Origin of the sequence: Duganella alba (assembly GCF_009674495.1) — a bacterium.
Classification (GTDB): Bacteria; Pseudomonadota; Gammaproteobacteria; order Burkholderiales; family Burkholderiaceae_D; genus Rugamonas; species Rugamonas alba.
Genome location: NZ_WKJN01000007.1, coordinates 54,898 through 69,643, shown reverse-complemented (window position 1 = coordinate 69,643; position 14,746 = coordinate 54,898). Strand labels below are relative to the sequence as shown.

At 62.3% G+C, this 14,746-nt stretch carries 19 protein-coding genes; 16 read left to right on the top strand and 3 right to left on the bottom strand.

Going from position 1 to position 14,746, the window contains the following annotated elements; translation table 11 throughout:
- The first annotated feature begins 29 nt into the window (after nucleotides 1–29).
- The 5 genes from ubiE to GJ695_RS08895 all read left to right on the top strand — a co-directional run bounded on the left by ubiE (nucleotide 30) and on the right by GJ695_RS08895 (nucleotide 4,604).
- On the top strand, nucleotides 30–764 hold the full coding sequence (gene ubiE, locus GJ695_RS08915; RefSeq protein WP_154360290.1) for a bifunctional demethylmenaquinone methyltransferase/2-methoxy-6-polyprenyl-1,4-benzoquinol methylase UbiE: 735 nt from the start codon (nucleotides 30–32) through the stop codon (nucleotides 762–764).
- Nucleotides 765–778: 14 nt separating this feature from the next.
- Nucleotides 779–1,687, top strand: a complete 909-nt coding sequence (locus tag GJ695_RS08910; protein ID WP_154363950.1) for a Tim44 domain-containing protein — start codon at nucleotides 779–781, stop codon at nucleotides 1,685–1,687.
- A gap of 153 nt (nucleotides 1,688–1,840) precedes the next feature.
- Nucleotides 1,841–2,440, top strand: coding sequence for a ubiquinone biosynthesis accessory factor UbiJ (locus GJ695_RS08905; protein WP_154363948.1), 600 nt, complete (start codon nucleotides 1,841–1,843; stop codon nucleotides 2,438–2,440).
- Complete coding sequence (ubiB, locus tag GJ695_RS08900) at nucleotides 2,437–4,005, top strand: ubiquinone biosynthesis regulatory protein kinase UbiB (protein WP_154363946.1); 1,569 nt, start codon at nucleotides 2,437–2,439, stop codon at nucleotides 4,003–4,005. Before GJ695_RS08905 ends, ubiB begins: the two co-directional genes overlap by 4 nt.
- A 5-nt stretch (nucleotides 4,006–4,010) precedes the next feature.
- Nucleotides 4,011–4,604, top strand: coding sequence for a methyltransferase domain-containing protein (locus GJ695_RS08895; protein WP_154363944.1), 594 nt, complete (start codon nucleotides 4,011–4,013; stop codon nucleotides 4,602–4,604).
- A 6-nt stretch (nucleotides 4,605–4,610) separates the two neighbouring features.
- Here GJ695_RS08895 and GJ695_RS08890 read toward each other — a convergent pair whose 3' ends face one another.
- The 3 genes from GJ695_RS08890 to GJ695_RS08880 all read right to left on the bottom strand — a co-directional run bounded on the left by GJ695_RS08890 (nucleotide 4,611) and on the right by GJ695_RS08880 (nucleotide 5,638).
- The gene (locus tag GJ695_RS08890; RefSeq protein ID WP_308492425.1) at nucleotides 4,611–4,976 is read right to left on the bottom strand and encodes a YXWGXW repeat-containing protein; all 366 of its coding nucleotides are present in this window, start codon (nucleotides 4,974–4,976) and stop codon (nucleotides 4,611–4,613) included.
- Between the two features lie 99 nt (nucleotides 4,977–5,075).
- Nucleotides 5,076–5,366, bottom strand: coding sequence for a hypothetical protein (locus tag GJ695_RS08885; protein WP_154363942.1), 291 nt, complete (start codon nucleotides 5,364–5,366; stop codon nucleotides 5,076–5,078).
- 65 nt (nucleotides 5,367–5,431) lie between these two features.
- Nucleotides 5,432–5,638: a hypothetical protein gene (locus tag GJ695_RS08880; protein ID WP_154363940.1), complete on the bottom strand. Its 207-nt coding sequence runs from the start codon at nucleotides 5,636–5,638 to the stop codon at nucleotides 5,432–5,434.
- Between the two features lie 242 nt (nucleotides 5,639–5,880).
- On the opposite strand from GJ695_RS08880, the gene GJ695_RS08875 reads away from it, so the two are divergent.
- The 11 genes from GJ695_RS08875 (at nucleotide 5,881) to GJ695_RS08825 (ending at nucleotide 14,745) form a co-directional block, all read left to right on the top strand.
- Nucleotides 5,881–6,168 (top strand): FmdB family zinc ribbon protein, encoded by a 288-nt coding sequence (locus GJ695_RS08875; protein ID WP_154363937.1) that lies wholly within the window; start codon nucleotides 5,881–5,883, stop codon nucleotides 6,166–6,168.
- A gap of 28 nt (nucleotides 6,169–6,196) precedes the next feature.
- Nucleotides 6,197–6,832, top strand: coding sequence for a DUF502 domain-containing protein (locus GJ695_RS08870; RefSeq protein ID WP_154363935.1), 636 nt, complete (start codon nucleotides 6,197–6,199; stop codon nucleotides 6,830–6,832).
- 37 nt (nucleotides 6,833–6,869) lie between these two features.
- Nucleotides 6,870–8,669 carry an aspartate--tRNA ligase gene (gene aspS, locus GJ695_RS08865; RefSeq protein ID WP_208023382.1) on the top strand — a complete coding sequence of 600 codons (1,800 nt, stop codon included), beginning with the start codon at nucleotides 6,870–6,872 and terminating at the stop codon, nucleotides 8,667–8,669.
- A gap of 50 nt (nucleotides 8,670–8,719) precedes the next feature.
- Entirely contained in the window at nucleotides 8,720–9,172 is a 453-nt protein-coding gene (gene nudB / locus GJ695_RS08860; RefSeq protein ID WP_154363931.1) for a dihydroneopterin triphosphate diphosphatase, read from the top strand.
- A 75-nt stretch (nucleotides 9,173–9,247) separates the two neighbouring features.
- Nucleotides 9,248–9,421 carry a DUF4160 domain-containing protein gene (locus GJ695_RS08855; RefSeq protein ID WP_154363929.1) on the top strand — a complete coding sequence of 58 codons (174 nt, stop codon included), beginning with the start codon at nucleotides 9,248–9,250 and terminating at the stop codon, nucleotides 9,419–9,421.
- Complete coding sequence (locus GJ695_RS08850; RefSeq protein ID WP_154363926.1) at nucleotides 9,414–9,680, top strand: DUF2442 domain-containing protein; 267 nt, start codon at nucleotides 9,414–9,416, stop codon at nucleotides 9,678–9,680. The genes GJ695_RS08855 and GJ695_RS08850 overlap by 8 nt, the downstream gene beginning before the upstream one ends.
- 51 nt (nucleotides 9,681–9,731) lie before the next feature.
- Nucleotides 9,732–10,547, top strand: a complete 816-nt coding sequence (locus GJ695_RS08845; protein ID WP_154363925.1) for an endonuclease/exonuclease/phosphatase family protein — start codon at nucleotides 9,732–9,734, stop codon at nucleotides 10,545–10,547.
- 9 nt (nucleotides 10,548–10,556) lie between these two features.
- On the top strand, nucleotides 10,557–11,720 hold the full coding sequence (clsB, locus tag GJ695_RS08840) for a cardiolipin synthase ClsB (protein ID WP_154363924.1): 1,164 nt from the start codon (nucleotides 10,557–10,559) through the stop codon (nucleotides 11,718–11,720).
- Nucleotides 11,717–12,088 carry an RNA-binding S4 domain-containing protein gene (locus tag GJ695_RS08835; RefSeq protein ID WP_166455097.1) on the top strand — a complete coding sequence of 124 codons (372 nt, stop codon included), beginning with the start codon at nucleotides 11,717–11,719 and terminating at the stop codon, nucleotides 12,086–12,088. The genes clsB and GJ695_RS08835 overlap by 4 nt, the downstream gene beginning before the upstream one ends.
- Before the next feature lie 205 nt (nucleotides 12,089–12,293).
- Nucleotides 12,294–12,917 carry a TetR/AcrR family transcriptional regulator gene (locus GJ695_RS08830; RefSeq protein ID WP_154360278.1) on the top strand — a complete coding sequence of 208 codons (624 nt, stop codon included), beginning with the start codon at nucleotides 12,294–12,296 and terminating at the stop codon, nucleotides 12,915–12,917.
- A gap of 37 nt (nucleotides 12,918–12,954) precedes the next feature.
- Nucleotides 12,955–14,745 (top strand): acyl-CoA dehydrogenase C-terminal domain-containing protein, encoded by a 1,791-nt coding sequence (locus tag GJ695_RS08825; RefSeq protein WP_154363923.1) that lies wholly within the window; start codon nucleotides 12,955–12,957, stop codon nucleotides 14,743–14,745.
- The last annotated feature ends 1 nt before the right edge of the window (nucleotide 14,746 follow it).

Sequence of the window (14,746 nt, the reverse complement as noted above, 5' to 3'; positions counted from 1 at the left end):
ATGCAGGCAAACTAACAGGCCTGCATACCATGACCAATACCACTCACTTCGGTTACAAAACCGTCGCGGAAGAAGATAAAGTCCGCGAAGTTGCCAAGGTTTTCCATTCTGTCGCCGCCAAGTACGACATCATGAACGACGTCATGTCGGCTGGCCTGCACCGCATCTGGAAGATCTTCACCATCGCCAACGCGGCCGTGCGCCCTGGCTTCAAATGCCTGGACATCGCCGGTGGCACGGGCGACCTGGCCAAGGTGTTTGCCAAGCAGGCCGGCCCGACCGGCGAGGTCTGGCTGACCGACATCAACGAGTCGATGCTGCGCGTGGGCCGCGACCGCCTCTTGAATCGCGGCCTGTTGACCCCAACATTGTTGTGTGACGCCGAAAAACTGCCGTTCCCGGACAACTACTTCGACCGCGTCAGCGTGGCCTTCGGCCTGCGCAACATGACGCACAAGGACCAGGCGCTGAAAGAAATGCGCCGCGTGCTGAAGCCGGGCGGCAAGCTGCTGGTGCTGGAGTTTTCGAAAGTGGCCGAGCCGCTGCAAAAGCCCTACGACATCTACTCGTTCAAGGTGCTGCCGTGGATGGGCCAGAAGATCGCCGGCGATGCCGAGAGCTATCGCTACCTCGCGGAATCGATCCGCATGCACCCGGACCAGGAAACGTTGAAAACCATGATGGAAGAAGCCGGCCTGGAACGCGTCACGTATTACAACTTGACGGCAGGTGTGGCCGCTTTACACACCGGTATCAAAATGTAATGACTGGAAAGACCATGAACCTGAAGAAAATCCTGATTGGCGCGATCATCGCCGTCTCCGCCATGTCGATGCTGGCGGAAGCGACTGCGCGTCCAGCCGGCGGCGGCCGTTCGATTGGCCGTCAGTCGCAAAACGTCAACCGCATGCCGGCCCAGCCTGCGCCGCAGGCGCCGCGCCAGGCCGCGCCTGCGCCAGCGCCGAATACGCCGCCGCCAGTGGCGCCGCGTCCTAGCCCTTGGAAGGGCATCCTGGGCGGCGCGCTGCTGGGTCTCGGCCTGGGCGCCCTGTTCTCGCACTTCGGCCTGGGTGGCGCGCTGGGTGGCGCCATCGGCTCGATCATCATGCTGGCCCTGCTGGCGGGCGTGGTGTTCTTCATCTTCCGCCTGATTCGCGGCAAATCGCAGCCATCGGCCGCGCCTGCCGCGTTCGGCGGCAGCCAGAATGTGTACCCGATGCCGACGCAAGGCGGTTCGGCGACGCCGGAAATCGGCTCGCGCCTGCAGCCGGCGCCTGCCGCTGCGCCAGTCCAGCCAGCGCATCAGCAGTGGGGCGTGCCTGGCGACTTCGACCAGGCGAGCTTCCTGCGCGTGGCCAAGGGTAACTTCATCCGCCTGCAAGCCGCCTGGGACAAGGGCGACGTGGCTGATATCCGCGAATTCACCACGCCGGAAGTGTTTGCCGAGATGAAGCTGCAGATCACCGAGCGCACCGTGGCAGACTACACCGACGTGGTCAGCATCGACGCCGAGCTGCTGGGCATCGAGACCAGCGACACCGAGTATCTGGCGAGCGTCAAGTTCACCGGCATGATCAAGCCTGCGCCGGACGCGCTGGCCGAGCCGTTCCACGAAGTGTGGAATCTGGCCAAGCCGGTCAACGGTTCGAGCGGCTGGCTGTTGGCTGGTATTCAGCAGCTGGCCTGAAACCCCGCAGGGCCACAGAGGGGTCAGACCCCGTACGGGGTCTGACCCCGGCGGCTGCGCACCGGTTTGGGGCTAAAGCTGGCTTAACTGGTAAGATCAAAACCGCCCGCTTTTCCGGGCGGTTTTGTTTTCAACGGCTAGAACATGATTTCAATGAATCCAGGCAGTTTCTCCGCGGCGCCCGCCAGCGCCGCCATCAACCATTTGCTGGCGCAGGAGCCGTGGGCGCGCCAGGAGTTGCAGCGCCACGCCGGCAAGACCGCCAGCATCGACGCCGGCTCGGTCGCGCTGCGCCTGCGCGTGACGGCCGACGGCTATCTGGAACCGGCGCCGGCTGACGAGGCGGCCCGCGTCACCATCCGCGTCAAACTGTCGGATGTGCCGCTGATCCTGCAAAACCGCGACCGCGCCTTCTCCTACGTACAAATCGAAGGCGACGCCGAATTCGCCAACGCCATCTCCAGCCTGAGCAAGTCGCTGCGCTGGGAAGCCGAGCACGACCTGGAAAAAGTGGTGGGCCCGATCGCCGCCGTGCGCGCCGTCTCCGGCGCCAGGGCCGCGTTTGAAGCGGTGAAAAATGGCCATCAGAAACTGGCGGAAAACGTCGCCGAATTCCTGCTCGACGAAAAACAGGTGCTGGTGCGGCCGCAAACCGTGGAAGCTTACTCGGCCGACGTCACCCGCCTGCGCGACGACGTCGAGCGCGCCGCCAAGCGCCTCGCCAAACTGGAACAGAAACTGGGATCACAATGATGCGGAAATTCTTGCGCCTGCTGAAAATTCTGCGGGTATCGGTACGTTACGGCCTCGATGAAATCGCCATCTCCGGCTTGAAGAAACCGCGCATCACCAAGCTGATCGACACGGTATTTTTCTGGCGCGACCTGTCGGCGCCGCGCGGCGTGCGGCTGCGCATGGCGCTGGAGGAACTGGGACCGATCTTCGTCAAGTTCGGCCAGGTGCTGTCGACCCGCAGCGACCTGATTCCGGCCGACCTGGTGATCGAGCTGTCGCGCCTGCAGGACCGCGTGCCGCCGTTCGATTCCGATCTGGCCATCGCGCAGATCCGCAAATCGCTGGGCGCCCATCCGGATGAACTGTTCGCCACCTTCGAGCGCACGCCGGTGGCCTCGGCCTCGATCGCGCAGGTGCACTTCGCCACGCTGAAGGACGGCCGCCAGGTGGCGGTCAAGGTGCTGCGTCCGGGCATGAAGAAATCCATCGACGAGGACGTGGCGCTGATGCACATCGCCGCCGAGTGGATCGGCAACGTCTGGGCCGACAGCAAGCGCCTGAAGCCGAAGGAAGTGGTCGCCGAGTTCGACAAGTATCTGCACGACGAACTGGACCTGATGCGCGAGGCCGCCAACGCCAGCCAGCTGCGCCGCAACTTCGCCGATTCCCAGCTGCTGCTGGTGCCGGAAATGTACTGGGATTACTGCTCCAACAGCGTGATCGTCATGGAGCGCATGCACGGCATTCCGGTGTCGCAGATCGACCGCCTGGAAGCGGCCGGCGTGGACCTGAAAAAGCTGTCCAGCGACGGCGTGGAAATCTTCTTCACGCAGGTGTTCCGTGACGGCTTCTTCCATGCCGATATGCATCCGGGGAACATCCTGGTGTCGATCGAACCGGAGACCTTTGGCCGCTACATCGCGCTGGACTTCGGCATCGTCGGCACGCTGACCGACTACGATAAAGATTATTTGTCGCAGAACTTCCTGGCCTTCTTCCGCCGCGACTACAAGCGCGTGGCCGAGGCGCACATCGAATCGGGCTGGGCGCCGAAAGAGACCCGCGTGGACGAGCTGGAATCGGCGGTGCGCGCCTGCTGCGAGCCGATCTTCGACCGTCCGCTGAAGGACATCTCGTTCGGCCAGATCCTGCTGCGTTTGTTCCAGACCTCGCGCCGCTTCAACGTCGAAGTGCAGCCGCAACTGGTGCTGCTGCAAAAGACGCTGCTCAATATCGAAGGCCTGGGCCGCCAGCTCGATCCCGACCTGGACCTGTGGAAGACCGCCAAGCCCTATCTGGAAAACTGGATGGGCGAGCAGGTCGGCGTCAAGGGCTTCATGCAGCGCCTGAAGGCCGAGGCGCCGCGCTACGCCCACATCTTCCCGCAGCTGCCGCGCCTGGTGCACCAGGCGCTGGAGCGCCATGCCGAGCGGCCCAACGATAATACCGAGCTGATCAAAGTGCTGATCAGCGAACAGCAGCGCACCAATCGCCTGCTGAGCCTGGTGATCTACGTGGTGGGCGCCGTCGCGCTGGGCGTGGCCGGCTTCCAGCTGTACCACCGCTTCCATCACCTGCTGTAAGCGCCATGGCGGATTTCCAGCAGCGCGACCCAAGGTCGCCGGCGTTCTGGGATGAGCGCTTCGAGCGCAACTTCACGCCGTGGGACAAGGGCGGCGTGCCGCAAGCCCTGCGCGATTTCGCCGCCGGCAGCGGGCCGCTGGTCACGCTGATACCGGGCTGCGGTTCGGCCTACGAACTGGCGTTTCTGGTAGGACAGGGATGGGATGCGACCGCCATCGATTTCTCGCCGGCCGCCGTGGCGCAAGGCAAACACGCGGCCGGCGAGTATGCGGCGCGGGTGGTCGAGGCGGATTTTTTCGCATGGCAGCCGGAGCGGCCGCTGCAACTGATCTACGAGCGCGCCTTCCTGTGCGCGATGCCGCGCGCCATGTGGCCGCAAGTGGCGGCGCGCTGGGCGCAGCTGCTGGCGCCGGGAGCGCTGCTGGCAGGATTTTTCTTCTTTGACGAGGCGCCCAAGGGGCCGCCGTTCGGCATCAGCCGCGCGCAGCTCGATGACTTGCTGCGCGCGGATTTCGACTGCCTCGCCGACGACGCCGTCAGCGACTCCATCCCGGTGTTTGCCGGCAAGGAGCGCTGGATGGCGTGGCGCCGGCGCTAGTCCGGCTTAGTCGCGGCGCGGATTGTTGGGATGGTCGTCGCGGCCGTTCGGCACGCCGTCGTGGTCGTTGTCGCCACGGGCCCAGCTGCCACGCGACATTTCCCAGTGGCCGTTACGCTCGACCCAGGCTGGCTGATGATAGACATAGCCGCGGCGCTCGCGTTCCCAGTGGCCCTTGGTCCACACGTGGCGATTGTTGCGCCAGTCCCAGTAGCCCGGCGCCCAGACATAGCCGTGGCGTGGCGGCGGCACCACTTCATCGCGCGGCGGCGGCGGCGCGGTTTGCACCACGATCACGGCGGCGGATGCGGGGACGGTGAACGTACCAGCGGAAGCCGCGATGGCGGCGGCAAGCAGTAGTTTCTTCATCATAATGAACTCCTCCTTTAACGGTGTGCTTACCGTTATAAAGAGCCTGGCCGGCGTTGTCTGTGCGAGCGGCCGCTTATCGGCCCGATCTGCGGCCAACCGCTACGGGGCGCGGTTCGAGAACGCTTCTTCCGGCTTTTTATGCGCCACCAGGAACAGCAGCAGTGCGCCGCACACCATCAGCATCCAGCCGGACGGTTCCGGCACCGGGCTGGCGGCCGGCGGCGGCAGCGCCGCGTGGGGCGGCGCCTCGGCCAGCGGCTGCTCCGGCGCGAGCGTCAGCGCGGCGGCCGTGCCGGGCGCCGACTCCATGCTGATGACCGAGGTGACGCGGTCGGAAGGCAAGGTCACCTGCACGCGCTGGTCGGCGTCGATGAAGTCATGCGCGCGCATGGCCATCGCCGGGGCCGCACTGGCGGCCAGCAAAGCGCCGCACGCGATGAGCGACGCGGAGCGCATCACTTGTTGGTTTTGACTGGGCGACGGGTAGGCAGGTTGGGCATGTGGCGCAAATAATGCAGGCCGACCAGCACCGCCATGCACAACAAAACCGAACGTTTATGCAACGGTTCTTCCGGCGACTGGGCAACGAATTTGTTGTTGGCGGCGAAAACAGGAGCGCTGAGGCATGCGGCGAGGGCGCCGGCAAGCAGGTATTTTTTCATGGTATTTCCCAAAGAATCAAAGAGTTGGAGCGTCGTTCGTCACGGACGGCTAACGATGCGGCGATTCAGGGATTGGGAAATCAGCGCTTGTAGGATTGCATTTAAACATGCCGCAAAACAATTTGCGAATAGTTTTTTGCTATGAAAACGATTAGCCAAGTTGGCGTAACCACAGGAAACAGTCAGATGGCCGGCAAAAGGCTTTATAATTCAGGGTTTTGATGATTTTTGCGGAGTAATTGATGCCGATCTACGCGTACCGCTGCGAGGCATGCGGTTTTGCCAAGGATGTCTTGCAGAAGATTTCCGACCCGCAGCTGACTGTCTGCCCGTCGTGCGGCAAGGAGTCGTTTAAGAAGCAAGTGACCGCTGCCGGTTTCCAGTTGAAAGGTTCCGGCTGGTATGTGACCGATTTCCGCGGCGGCACGCCGCCGGCCACCGGCACCGCGCCAGGCAAGAGCGAGTCGCCCGCGCCTGCGCCGACCCCTGCGCCGACGCCGACGCCATCGGGCGGCTCCAGCGACACCTGAGGCACTCCGTCAACACAGAAGGATTTCGATGCGTAAATATTTCATTACCGGCTTGCTGATCCTGGTGCCCCTGGCGATCACCGCCTGGGTGCTGAACCTGGTGATCAGCACCATGGACCAGTCCCTGCTGTTCGTGCCGGAGCGCTGGCAGCCGCGTACCCTGATCGGCTTCGATATTCCTGGCCTGGGCACCTTGCTGACCATCGTCATCGTGTTCCTGACCGGCCTGCTGACCAACAACCTGGTCGGCAACTATGTGGTCAAGCTGTGGGAAAAGCTGCTGACCCGCATTCCGGTGGTCAGCTCGCTGTATTCGAGCGTCAAGCAGGTGTCCGACACGCTGTTCTCGTCGTCCGGCAATGCGTTCCGCAAGGCGGTGCTGATCCCGTATCCGCACCAGAATTCGTGGACCATCGCCTTCCTGACCGGCGCGCCGGGCGGGGACGTGAAGAACCACCTGGTCGGCGAGTACGTCAGCGTCTACGTGCCGACCACGCCGAATCCGACCTCGGGCTTTTTCCTGATGCTGGCCAAGAAGGATGTGGTGGAACTCGACATGTCGGTCGATGCCGCCCTGAAGTACATCGTTTCGATGGGCGTGGTGGCGCCGGAAGACGCGCCGAAAACCATCGTCCTGGCTGAAACTGAAACCAAGATTAACTGAGTAACTTAACCTGAACCGAGAAATAAACATGTCCTCAATGCGTACTCACTACTGCGGCCTCACCACTGAAGCGCTGCTTGGCCAAACCGTCAGCCTGTGCGGCTGGGTACACCGTCGTCGCGACCACGGCGGTGTGATCTTCATCGACCTGCGCGACCGCGAAGGCCTGGTGCAGATCGTATGCAATCCGGAACAGGCTGAAGTATTCAAAGCCGCCGAAGCCGTACGTAACGAGTTCTGCCTGCGCGTTACCGGCGTGGTCAAGGACCGCCTGGAAGGCACCGTCAACAACAATCTGAAATCGGGCAAGATCGAAGTGGTCTGCTCCGAACTGGAAGTGCTGAACGCCTCCGTGGCCGTGCCGTTCCAGCTGGACGACGACAACCTGTCGGAAACCACCCGCCTGACCCACCGCGTGCTGGACCTGCGCCGTCCGCAGATGCAGAACAACCTGCGCCTGCGCTACAAGGTCACCATGGAAGTGCGCAAGTACCTGGACGAACTGGGCTTCATCGACATCGAGACCCCGATGCTGACCAAGTCGACCCCGGAAGGCGCGCGCGACTACCTGGTGCCGTCGCGCGTCAACGCCGGCAGCTTCTTCGCGCTGCCGCAATCGCCGCAGCTGTTCAAGCAGCTGCTGATGGTCGCCAACTTCGACCGTTACTACCAGATCACCAAGTGCTTCCGCGACGAAGACCTGCGCGCCGACCGCCAGCCGGAATTCACCCAGATCGACTGCGAAACCTCGTTCCTGAACGAACAGGAAATCCGCGATCTGTTCGAGGACATGATCCGCAAAACGTTCAAGAACACCATGGACGTCGACCTGCCTAACCCGTTCCCGGTCATGAACTTCTCGGAAGCCATGGGCAGCTACGGTTCGGACAAGCCGGACATGCGCGTCAAGCTGCAGTTCACCGAACTGACCGACGTCATGAAAGACGTCGACTTCAAGGTGTTCTCGGGCGCCGCCAACATGCCGAACGGCCGTGTGGTCGGTCTGCGCGTACCGAAGGGCGCCGACATGCCGCGTTCGGAAATCGACGCCTACACCCAGTTCGTCGCCATCTACGGCGCCAAGGGCCTGGCCTACATCAAGGTCAACGAGAAAGCCAAGGGCCGTGACGGCCTGCAGTCGCCGATCGTCAAGAACCTGCACGACGCCGCGCTGGCCAAGGTGCTGGAACTGACCGGCGCCGAAGACGGCGACCTGATCTTCTTTGGCGCCGACAAGGCCAAGGTGGTCAACGACGCCATCGGCGCGTTGCGCGTGAAGATCGGTCACTCGGAATTCGGCAAGGCCGCCGGCCTGTTCGACGACGTCTGGTCGCCGCTGTGGGTGATCGACTTCCCGATGTTCGAATACGACGAAGAGTCGGATCGCTGGACCGCGACCCACCACCCGTTCACCGCGCCGAAAGACGGCCACGAAGACTGGCTGGAAACCAATCCGGGCGCCTGCATCGCCAAGGCCTACGACATGGTGCTGAACGGCTGGGAACTGGGCGGCGGTTCGATCCGTATCCACCGCGAAGACGTGCAGTCGAAAGTGTTCCGCGCACTGAAGATCGACGCCGACGAAGCGCGCCTGAAGTTCGGCTTCCTGCTGGACGCGCTGCAATACGGCGCGCCACCGCACGGTGGCCTGGCATTCGGCCTGGACCGTATCGTGACGCTGATGACCAAGTCCGATTCGATCCGCGACGTGATCGCCTTCCCGAAAACCCAGCGCGCGCAGGATCTGCTGACCCACGCGCCGTCGGAAGTGGACGAGAAGCAGCTCAAAGAGCTGCACATCCGTCTGCGCAGCGCCGAGCCGAAAGTGGCCGGCTAAGCAGCAATACAGAAAAGGCGCTGCGGCGCCTTTTCTTTTATCCTTATCGCATGAAGCCTTACAAGATTCCCGAATCGGTGCTGGTGCTGATCCACAGCGCCGACCTGCAGGTGCTGCTGATCGAACGCGCCGACAAGCCGGGCTACTGGCAATCGGTGACCGGCTCGCTGGACGCGCCGGACGAGCCGCTGGCGGCCACCGCCGCGCGCGAGCTGTTCGAGGAAACCGGCATCGTCGCCGACGGCGAGCGCATTGTGCTGCGCGACTGGCAGCTGTCCAACATCTACGAGATCTATCCCATGTGGCGCCACCGCTACGCGCCGGGCGTGACGCAGAACACCGAGCACGTCTTCAGCGTCGAAGTGCCGCGCGACATCGCCATCACGCTCAGCCCGCGCGAGCACATCAACCACGCCTGGCTGCCGTACCTGGAAGCCGCCGACCGCTGCTTCTCCTCCTCCAACGCCGAAGTCATCCTCCAGCTTCCCCGCCGGATCCGCTAGTTTGAGCCGGCTCAATCGGGACATGACAAGCGCGACCTAATATCGGAGGTCAGTCTACTTGGTGTACCGCTTGCCATGCATGTTCACGTGCGCGGCCCCGGCGGAGAAGCCAAAATCTGGCTGGAGCCGGAGGTGCGCTTGGCGAGCTATCGAGGTATCCCGCCCAAGACCTTGCGCGAGCTGCTTCGTCTGGTGCGCGAACAGCGCAGTCTATTTGTCTATTGTTGGAAGGATTACTTTGATGAATAACGCATTGGCAATCAGGCTGTCTTTCGATGAAGAAAACATGTGGGTTCATTTGGTAGATGGCCGTACATTGGGAATTCCTTTGAGTTTTTTCCCTCGCCTGCAAAACGCCACCGTGGAGCAGCGCGCACGATATATTTTCAGCGGTAATGGTCAAGGTTTGCATTGGGATGATCTGAACGAAGATATCAGCGTCGAACATCTTTTGATGGGATATCGCGATACTACGGTGACGAAACGTCAGGCGGCGACCGCTGGTTAATGTGCGCAGGCGCACGCCCGGAAATGCGATCTCGGGAGTAAAATGGGCCGCATGAAGATCCGAGTCGCTACCTACAATATCCACAAGGGCGTTTCCAGCATTCGTGCGGAACCGCGTGTGCTGGCGCTGAAACAGGCGATCGGCATGTTCGATGCCGATGTGGTTTTTTTGCAGGAAGTGCAGGGCAAGCACGACCTCAAGGCCGCCAAATACGGCGCCGAGCAGCTGGGCCACAAGCATTGGCCCGCTGCGGCGCAGCATGAATATTTTGCCGGCGAATCGCGCCACCTGCACGCGGCCTACGGCATGAACGCGATCTATGACCATGGCCATCACGGCAACGCGCTGTTGAGCGCTTTCCCGATCGCCAACCAGGCCAATCACGACGTCTCCGACCACGCCTACGAGCAGCGCGGCATCCTGCACTGCGTGCTGCACACGCCGAGCGGGCCGGTGCATTGCTACGTGGTTCACCTGGGCCTGTTCGAAGGCAGCCGCCGCCGCCAGACCCAGGCGCTGATTTCCGCCGTGCGTGAATCGGCGCCGAACGGCGAGCCGGTGGTCATCGCCGGCGACTTCAATGACTGGCGCAACACCCTCAGCGACGAGCTGCGCAACGCGCTGGGCGTGGTCGAAGCCTTTGATGAAATCGGCTCCAGTTCGGCGCTGGACGGCGTGCTGCGCACGCTGCGCCGCAAATCCAGCGTCAACCCGGCGCGCACCTTCCCGGCCGGCCTGCCGTTCTTCCGGCTCGACCGCATCTACGTGCGCGGCTTCAAGGTGGACACGGCCGAGGTGATGCACGGCAGTCTGTGGGCCAAGCTGTCGGACCACGCGCCCATCGTCGCCTCGCTGACGCTGGCGTGAGCGCGCGCTATGCGTCCAGTCAATTTCATCGCCGATAACGAAGTCACCCTGCTGCACACCGGCACCGATTTTTTCCCGGCGCTGGTGGCCGCCATCGACGCCGCGCAGTACGAAGTCTATTTCGAGACCTATATCTTTGCCGCCGACGACACCGGCAAGCTGGTGCTCAATGCCCTGATCAACGCCGCCCAGCGCGGCGTGCAGGTGCGCATGATCACCGACTGGTGGGGCACCGGCCGCCGCCAGGTCAACAGCATGCATGAACTGCTGCTGGCCAGGGGCGTCGAGCACCGCATGTTCAATCCGTGGTTCAAACGCGGCATCACGCGCACGCACCGCAAGATCTGCGTGGTCGACCGCCAGGTCGCCTATGTCGGCGGCATCAACATCAACGACGACATGTTCTGCGATTACGACCACAGCAAGGCGCTGTCGGCGCCGCGCTGGGATTTCGCGGTGCAGGTGCGCGGCCCGCTGGTGGCCGATATCCAGACCGAGGCCGTCACCCAGTGGCGCCGCCTGGGCAAGCTGGGCCTGATCAAGCGCCTCGGCCTGTACCGCGACATGCGCAAGGTCGAGAAGATCGCCGCCGAACACGCGGTGCAGGCCGGCTTCGTGGTGCGCGACAACTGGCGCAACCGCCAGACCATCCAGCGCGCCTACCTGTACGCGCTGGGCCGCGCGCGCAAGAGCGTGCTGCTGGCCAATCCCTACTTCGCGCCGGGCCGCAAGTTCCGCCAGGCGCTGGCCAAGGCGGCCGAGCGCGGCGTCGAGGTGGTGCTGCTGATCGGCGTCGGCGAAATCTGGCTGCAGGACGCGGTGGCGCATTCTTTTTATCCCAAGCTGCTTGCGGCCGGCGTCAAAGTGGTGGAATATCACAAGACGCAATTGCACGCCAAGGTCGCCGTCATCGACGACGACTGGGCCACGGTCGGTTCCAGCAATGTGGATGGGCTGAGCCTGTTCCTGAACCAGGAGGCCAACGTGGTCATCAAGGATGCGGCGTTTTCGCAAAGCCTGCGCTGCCACATCGAGGAAGCCATTGCCGAAGGCAAGGTGATTACCTATGATGACTTCAAGCACGTCGGCCATGTGCGCCGGATCGGCTACGAGATTGCGTTTGTGTTCTACAAGTTACTAATGCGGGTGTTCGCTGTGGGGAAATACGCGTGAGCGAAGGTGTACGACTGGATAAATGGCTGTGGGCCGCACGTTTCTTTAAAACCCGTTCGTTGGCGACGGAAGCGGTGGACCGCGGCAAGGTCACCGTCAACGGCGACCGCGTCAAGCCGGCGCGCAGTGTGCGCATCGGCGACGTGCTGGAGATCGACAACGGCTCCGATCAGTGGGAAGTCGATGTGATGGGCCTGTCGGACGTGCGGGCCGCCGCGCCGATCGCCCGCAACCTGTACGAGGAAACCGACGTCAGCGTGGCGCGCCGCGCCGCCGTGGCGGAAAACCGCCGCATGTTCCGCGAGCCGAGCGCGGATTTCAAGGGCCGTCCGACCAAGCGCGACCGCCGTCAATTGGGCAAACTCTAACTTAGTTTCCCGTCTGCATTGCTGCGCCGCAGCAATAGAACGCCACCTCTAAAGGTACTGTTTGACATTCACCCTCAAGTGGATAATAGTACGAGCGTTCGCAATTCTTTTCACACAGAGTAAATTTAAGTGGCGCAGAATATTCCTTTCTCTCCAATGACTTTTTACACTGGGATGCAATCTTATTAATACCTCAACTAAATTTATGCGCAAAGGCGAGCTAACCCGCGCGGCAATCCTGGACGTGGCGCTGGACCTGGCCAGCCGTGATGGGCTGGAAGGTCTGACCATTGGATTGCTGGCAGATAAGATGAACATGAGCAAATCCGGCGTGTTCGCGCATTTCGGATCGCGTGAAGATTTGCAGTTGGAAGTGCTGAAGCTGTATCACCATCGTTTCGAGCAGGAAGTGTTCTTCCCCAGCGTGAAGGAACCGCGCGGCATCCAGCGCCTGAAGGCGATGTTTGCGCGCTGGGTCAAGCGGGTCAGCGTGGAAGTGGCTTCGGGCTGCATCTACATCAGCGGCGCCGTCGAGTATGACGACCGTCCGGGCCCGATCCGCGAAGAGCTGATGGCCATGGTGGGCGCCTGGCAGGGCGCGCTGCTGCGCTGCGTGAAGCAGTGCGTCGAATGCGGCGACCTGAAGGCCGACACCGATCCGCAGCAGCTGGTGTACGAGATGTACGGCCTGATCCTGGCCCTGCACCACGATGCGCGCTTCCTGCGCATTCCGGGCAGCCTGGAGCGCGCCGGCACCGGCTTTGTACGCCTGATCGAGACATATCGCAATCCGCAAACACCGGCAGCGGTGCTTGCACAAGCCAATTAATTAATTCAAACACTAAAGTAGTCATCAGGAGAAAAAAATGGGTCAATACGTCGCGCCAATCCGGGATATGCAATTCGTTCTGCACGAGTTCCTGAAAGTGGAAGATGAACTGAAAGCATTGCCGGACTACAGCGAAGTCGATGCCGACATCATCAACCAGGTGCTGGAAGAAGGCGGCAAGTTCACCGCCGGCGTGCTGTTCCCGCTGAATCACTCCGGCGACCGCGAAGGCTGCAAGCACGACGCCGCCACCCATACCGTGACCACGCCAAAAGGCTTCAAGGAAGCGTACAAGCAGTACGTCGAAGGCGGCTGGGCGGCACTGGCCTGCGATCCTGAATACGGCGGCCAGGGCCTGCCGGTAGTGCTGAACAACTCGTTCTACGAAATGCTGAACTCGGCCAACCAGGCCTGGACCATGTACCCAGGCCTGTCGCACGGCGCCTACGAGTGCCTGAAAGAACACGGCACCGCGCAGCAGAAAGAAGTCTACCTGCCGAAACTGGTATCGGGCGAATGGACCGGCACCATGTGTCTGACCGAACCGCACTGCGGCACCGACCTGGGCATGCTGCGCTCGAAAGCCATCCCACAGGACGACGGCTCGTGGAAAATCACCGGCAACAAGATCTTCATCTCCGCCGGCGAACACGATATGTCGGAAAACATCCTGCACCTGGTACTGGCACGTGTACCGGACGCACCGGAAGGCTCGAAAGGCATTTCGCTGTTCCTGGTGCCGAAGTACCTGCCGAAGGAAGACGGCTCGGTCGGCGAACGCAACCCGATCACCTGCGGCGCCATCGAAGAAAAAATGGGCATCCACGGCAACTCGACCTGCCAGATGAATCTGGACGGCGCCAAGGGCTGGATCATCGGCCAGCCGAACAAGGGCCTGAACGCCATGTTCGTGTTCATGAACGCCGCCCGCCTGGGCGTCGGCATGCAGTCGCTGGGCCTGACCGAAGTGGCTTACCAGAACGCCGTGATCTACGCCAAGGACCGTATCCAGATGCGCTCGCTGACCGGCCCAAAAAATCCGGAACAGCCAGCCGACCCGATCATCGTCCACGCCGACGTGCGTCGCATGCTGCTGACCGGCCGCGCCTACGCCGAAGGCGCGCGCGCTTTCACCTCGTACGTGGCGCTGCAGATCGACCGCGAACTGCACCACCCTGACGAAGATGTGCGCAAGGAAGCCGCCGACGAAGTCGCGCTGCTGACCCCGATCGTCAAGGCCTTCATCACCGACAACGCCTGGATCGCCACCTCGGAAGCGATGCAAGTGTTCGGCGGCCATGGCTACATCGCCGAATGGGGCATGGAGCAGTACGTGCGCGACGCCCGCATCAACCTGATCTACGAAGGCACCAACACCATCCAGTCGCTGGACCTGCTGGGCCGCAAGATTCTGGGCGACAACGGCGCCAAGCTGCGCAAGTTCGGTGAAAAAATCAAATCGTTCGTGGAAGAAAACGGCCTGGACGAAAACCTGAGCGAATTCATCACCCCACTGGGCGAGCTGGGCGACAAAGTCACCAAGCTGACCATGGAAATCGGCATGAAGGCCTTCCAGAACGCCGACGAAGTGGGCGCCGCCGCCGTGCCTTACCTGCGCGTTGTCGGTCACCTGGTGTACAGCTACTTCTTCGCGCAAATGGCGAAGATCGCGCTGGAAAAACAAGACAGCACCGATACCTTCTACAAAGCCAAGCTGGCGACCGCGCGTTTCTACTTCGCCCGCCTGCAACCAGAAACCGCAACCCTGATCCGTCAGGCGCGCTCGGGCTCCGCCAACCTGATGGCACTCGACGCCGACCTGTTCTAAG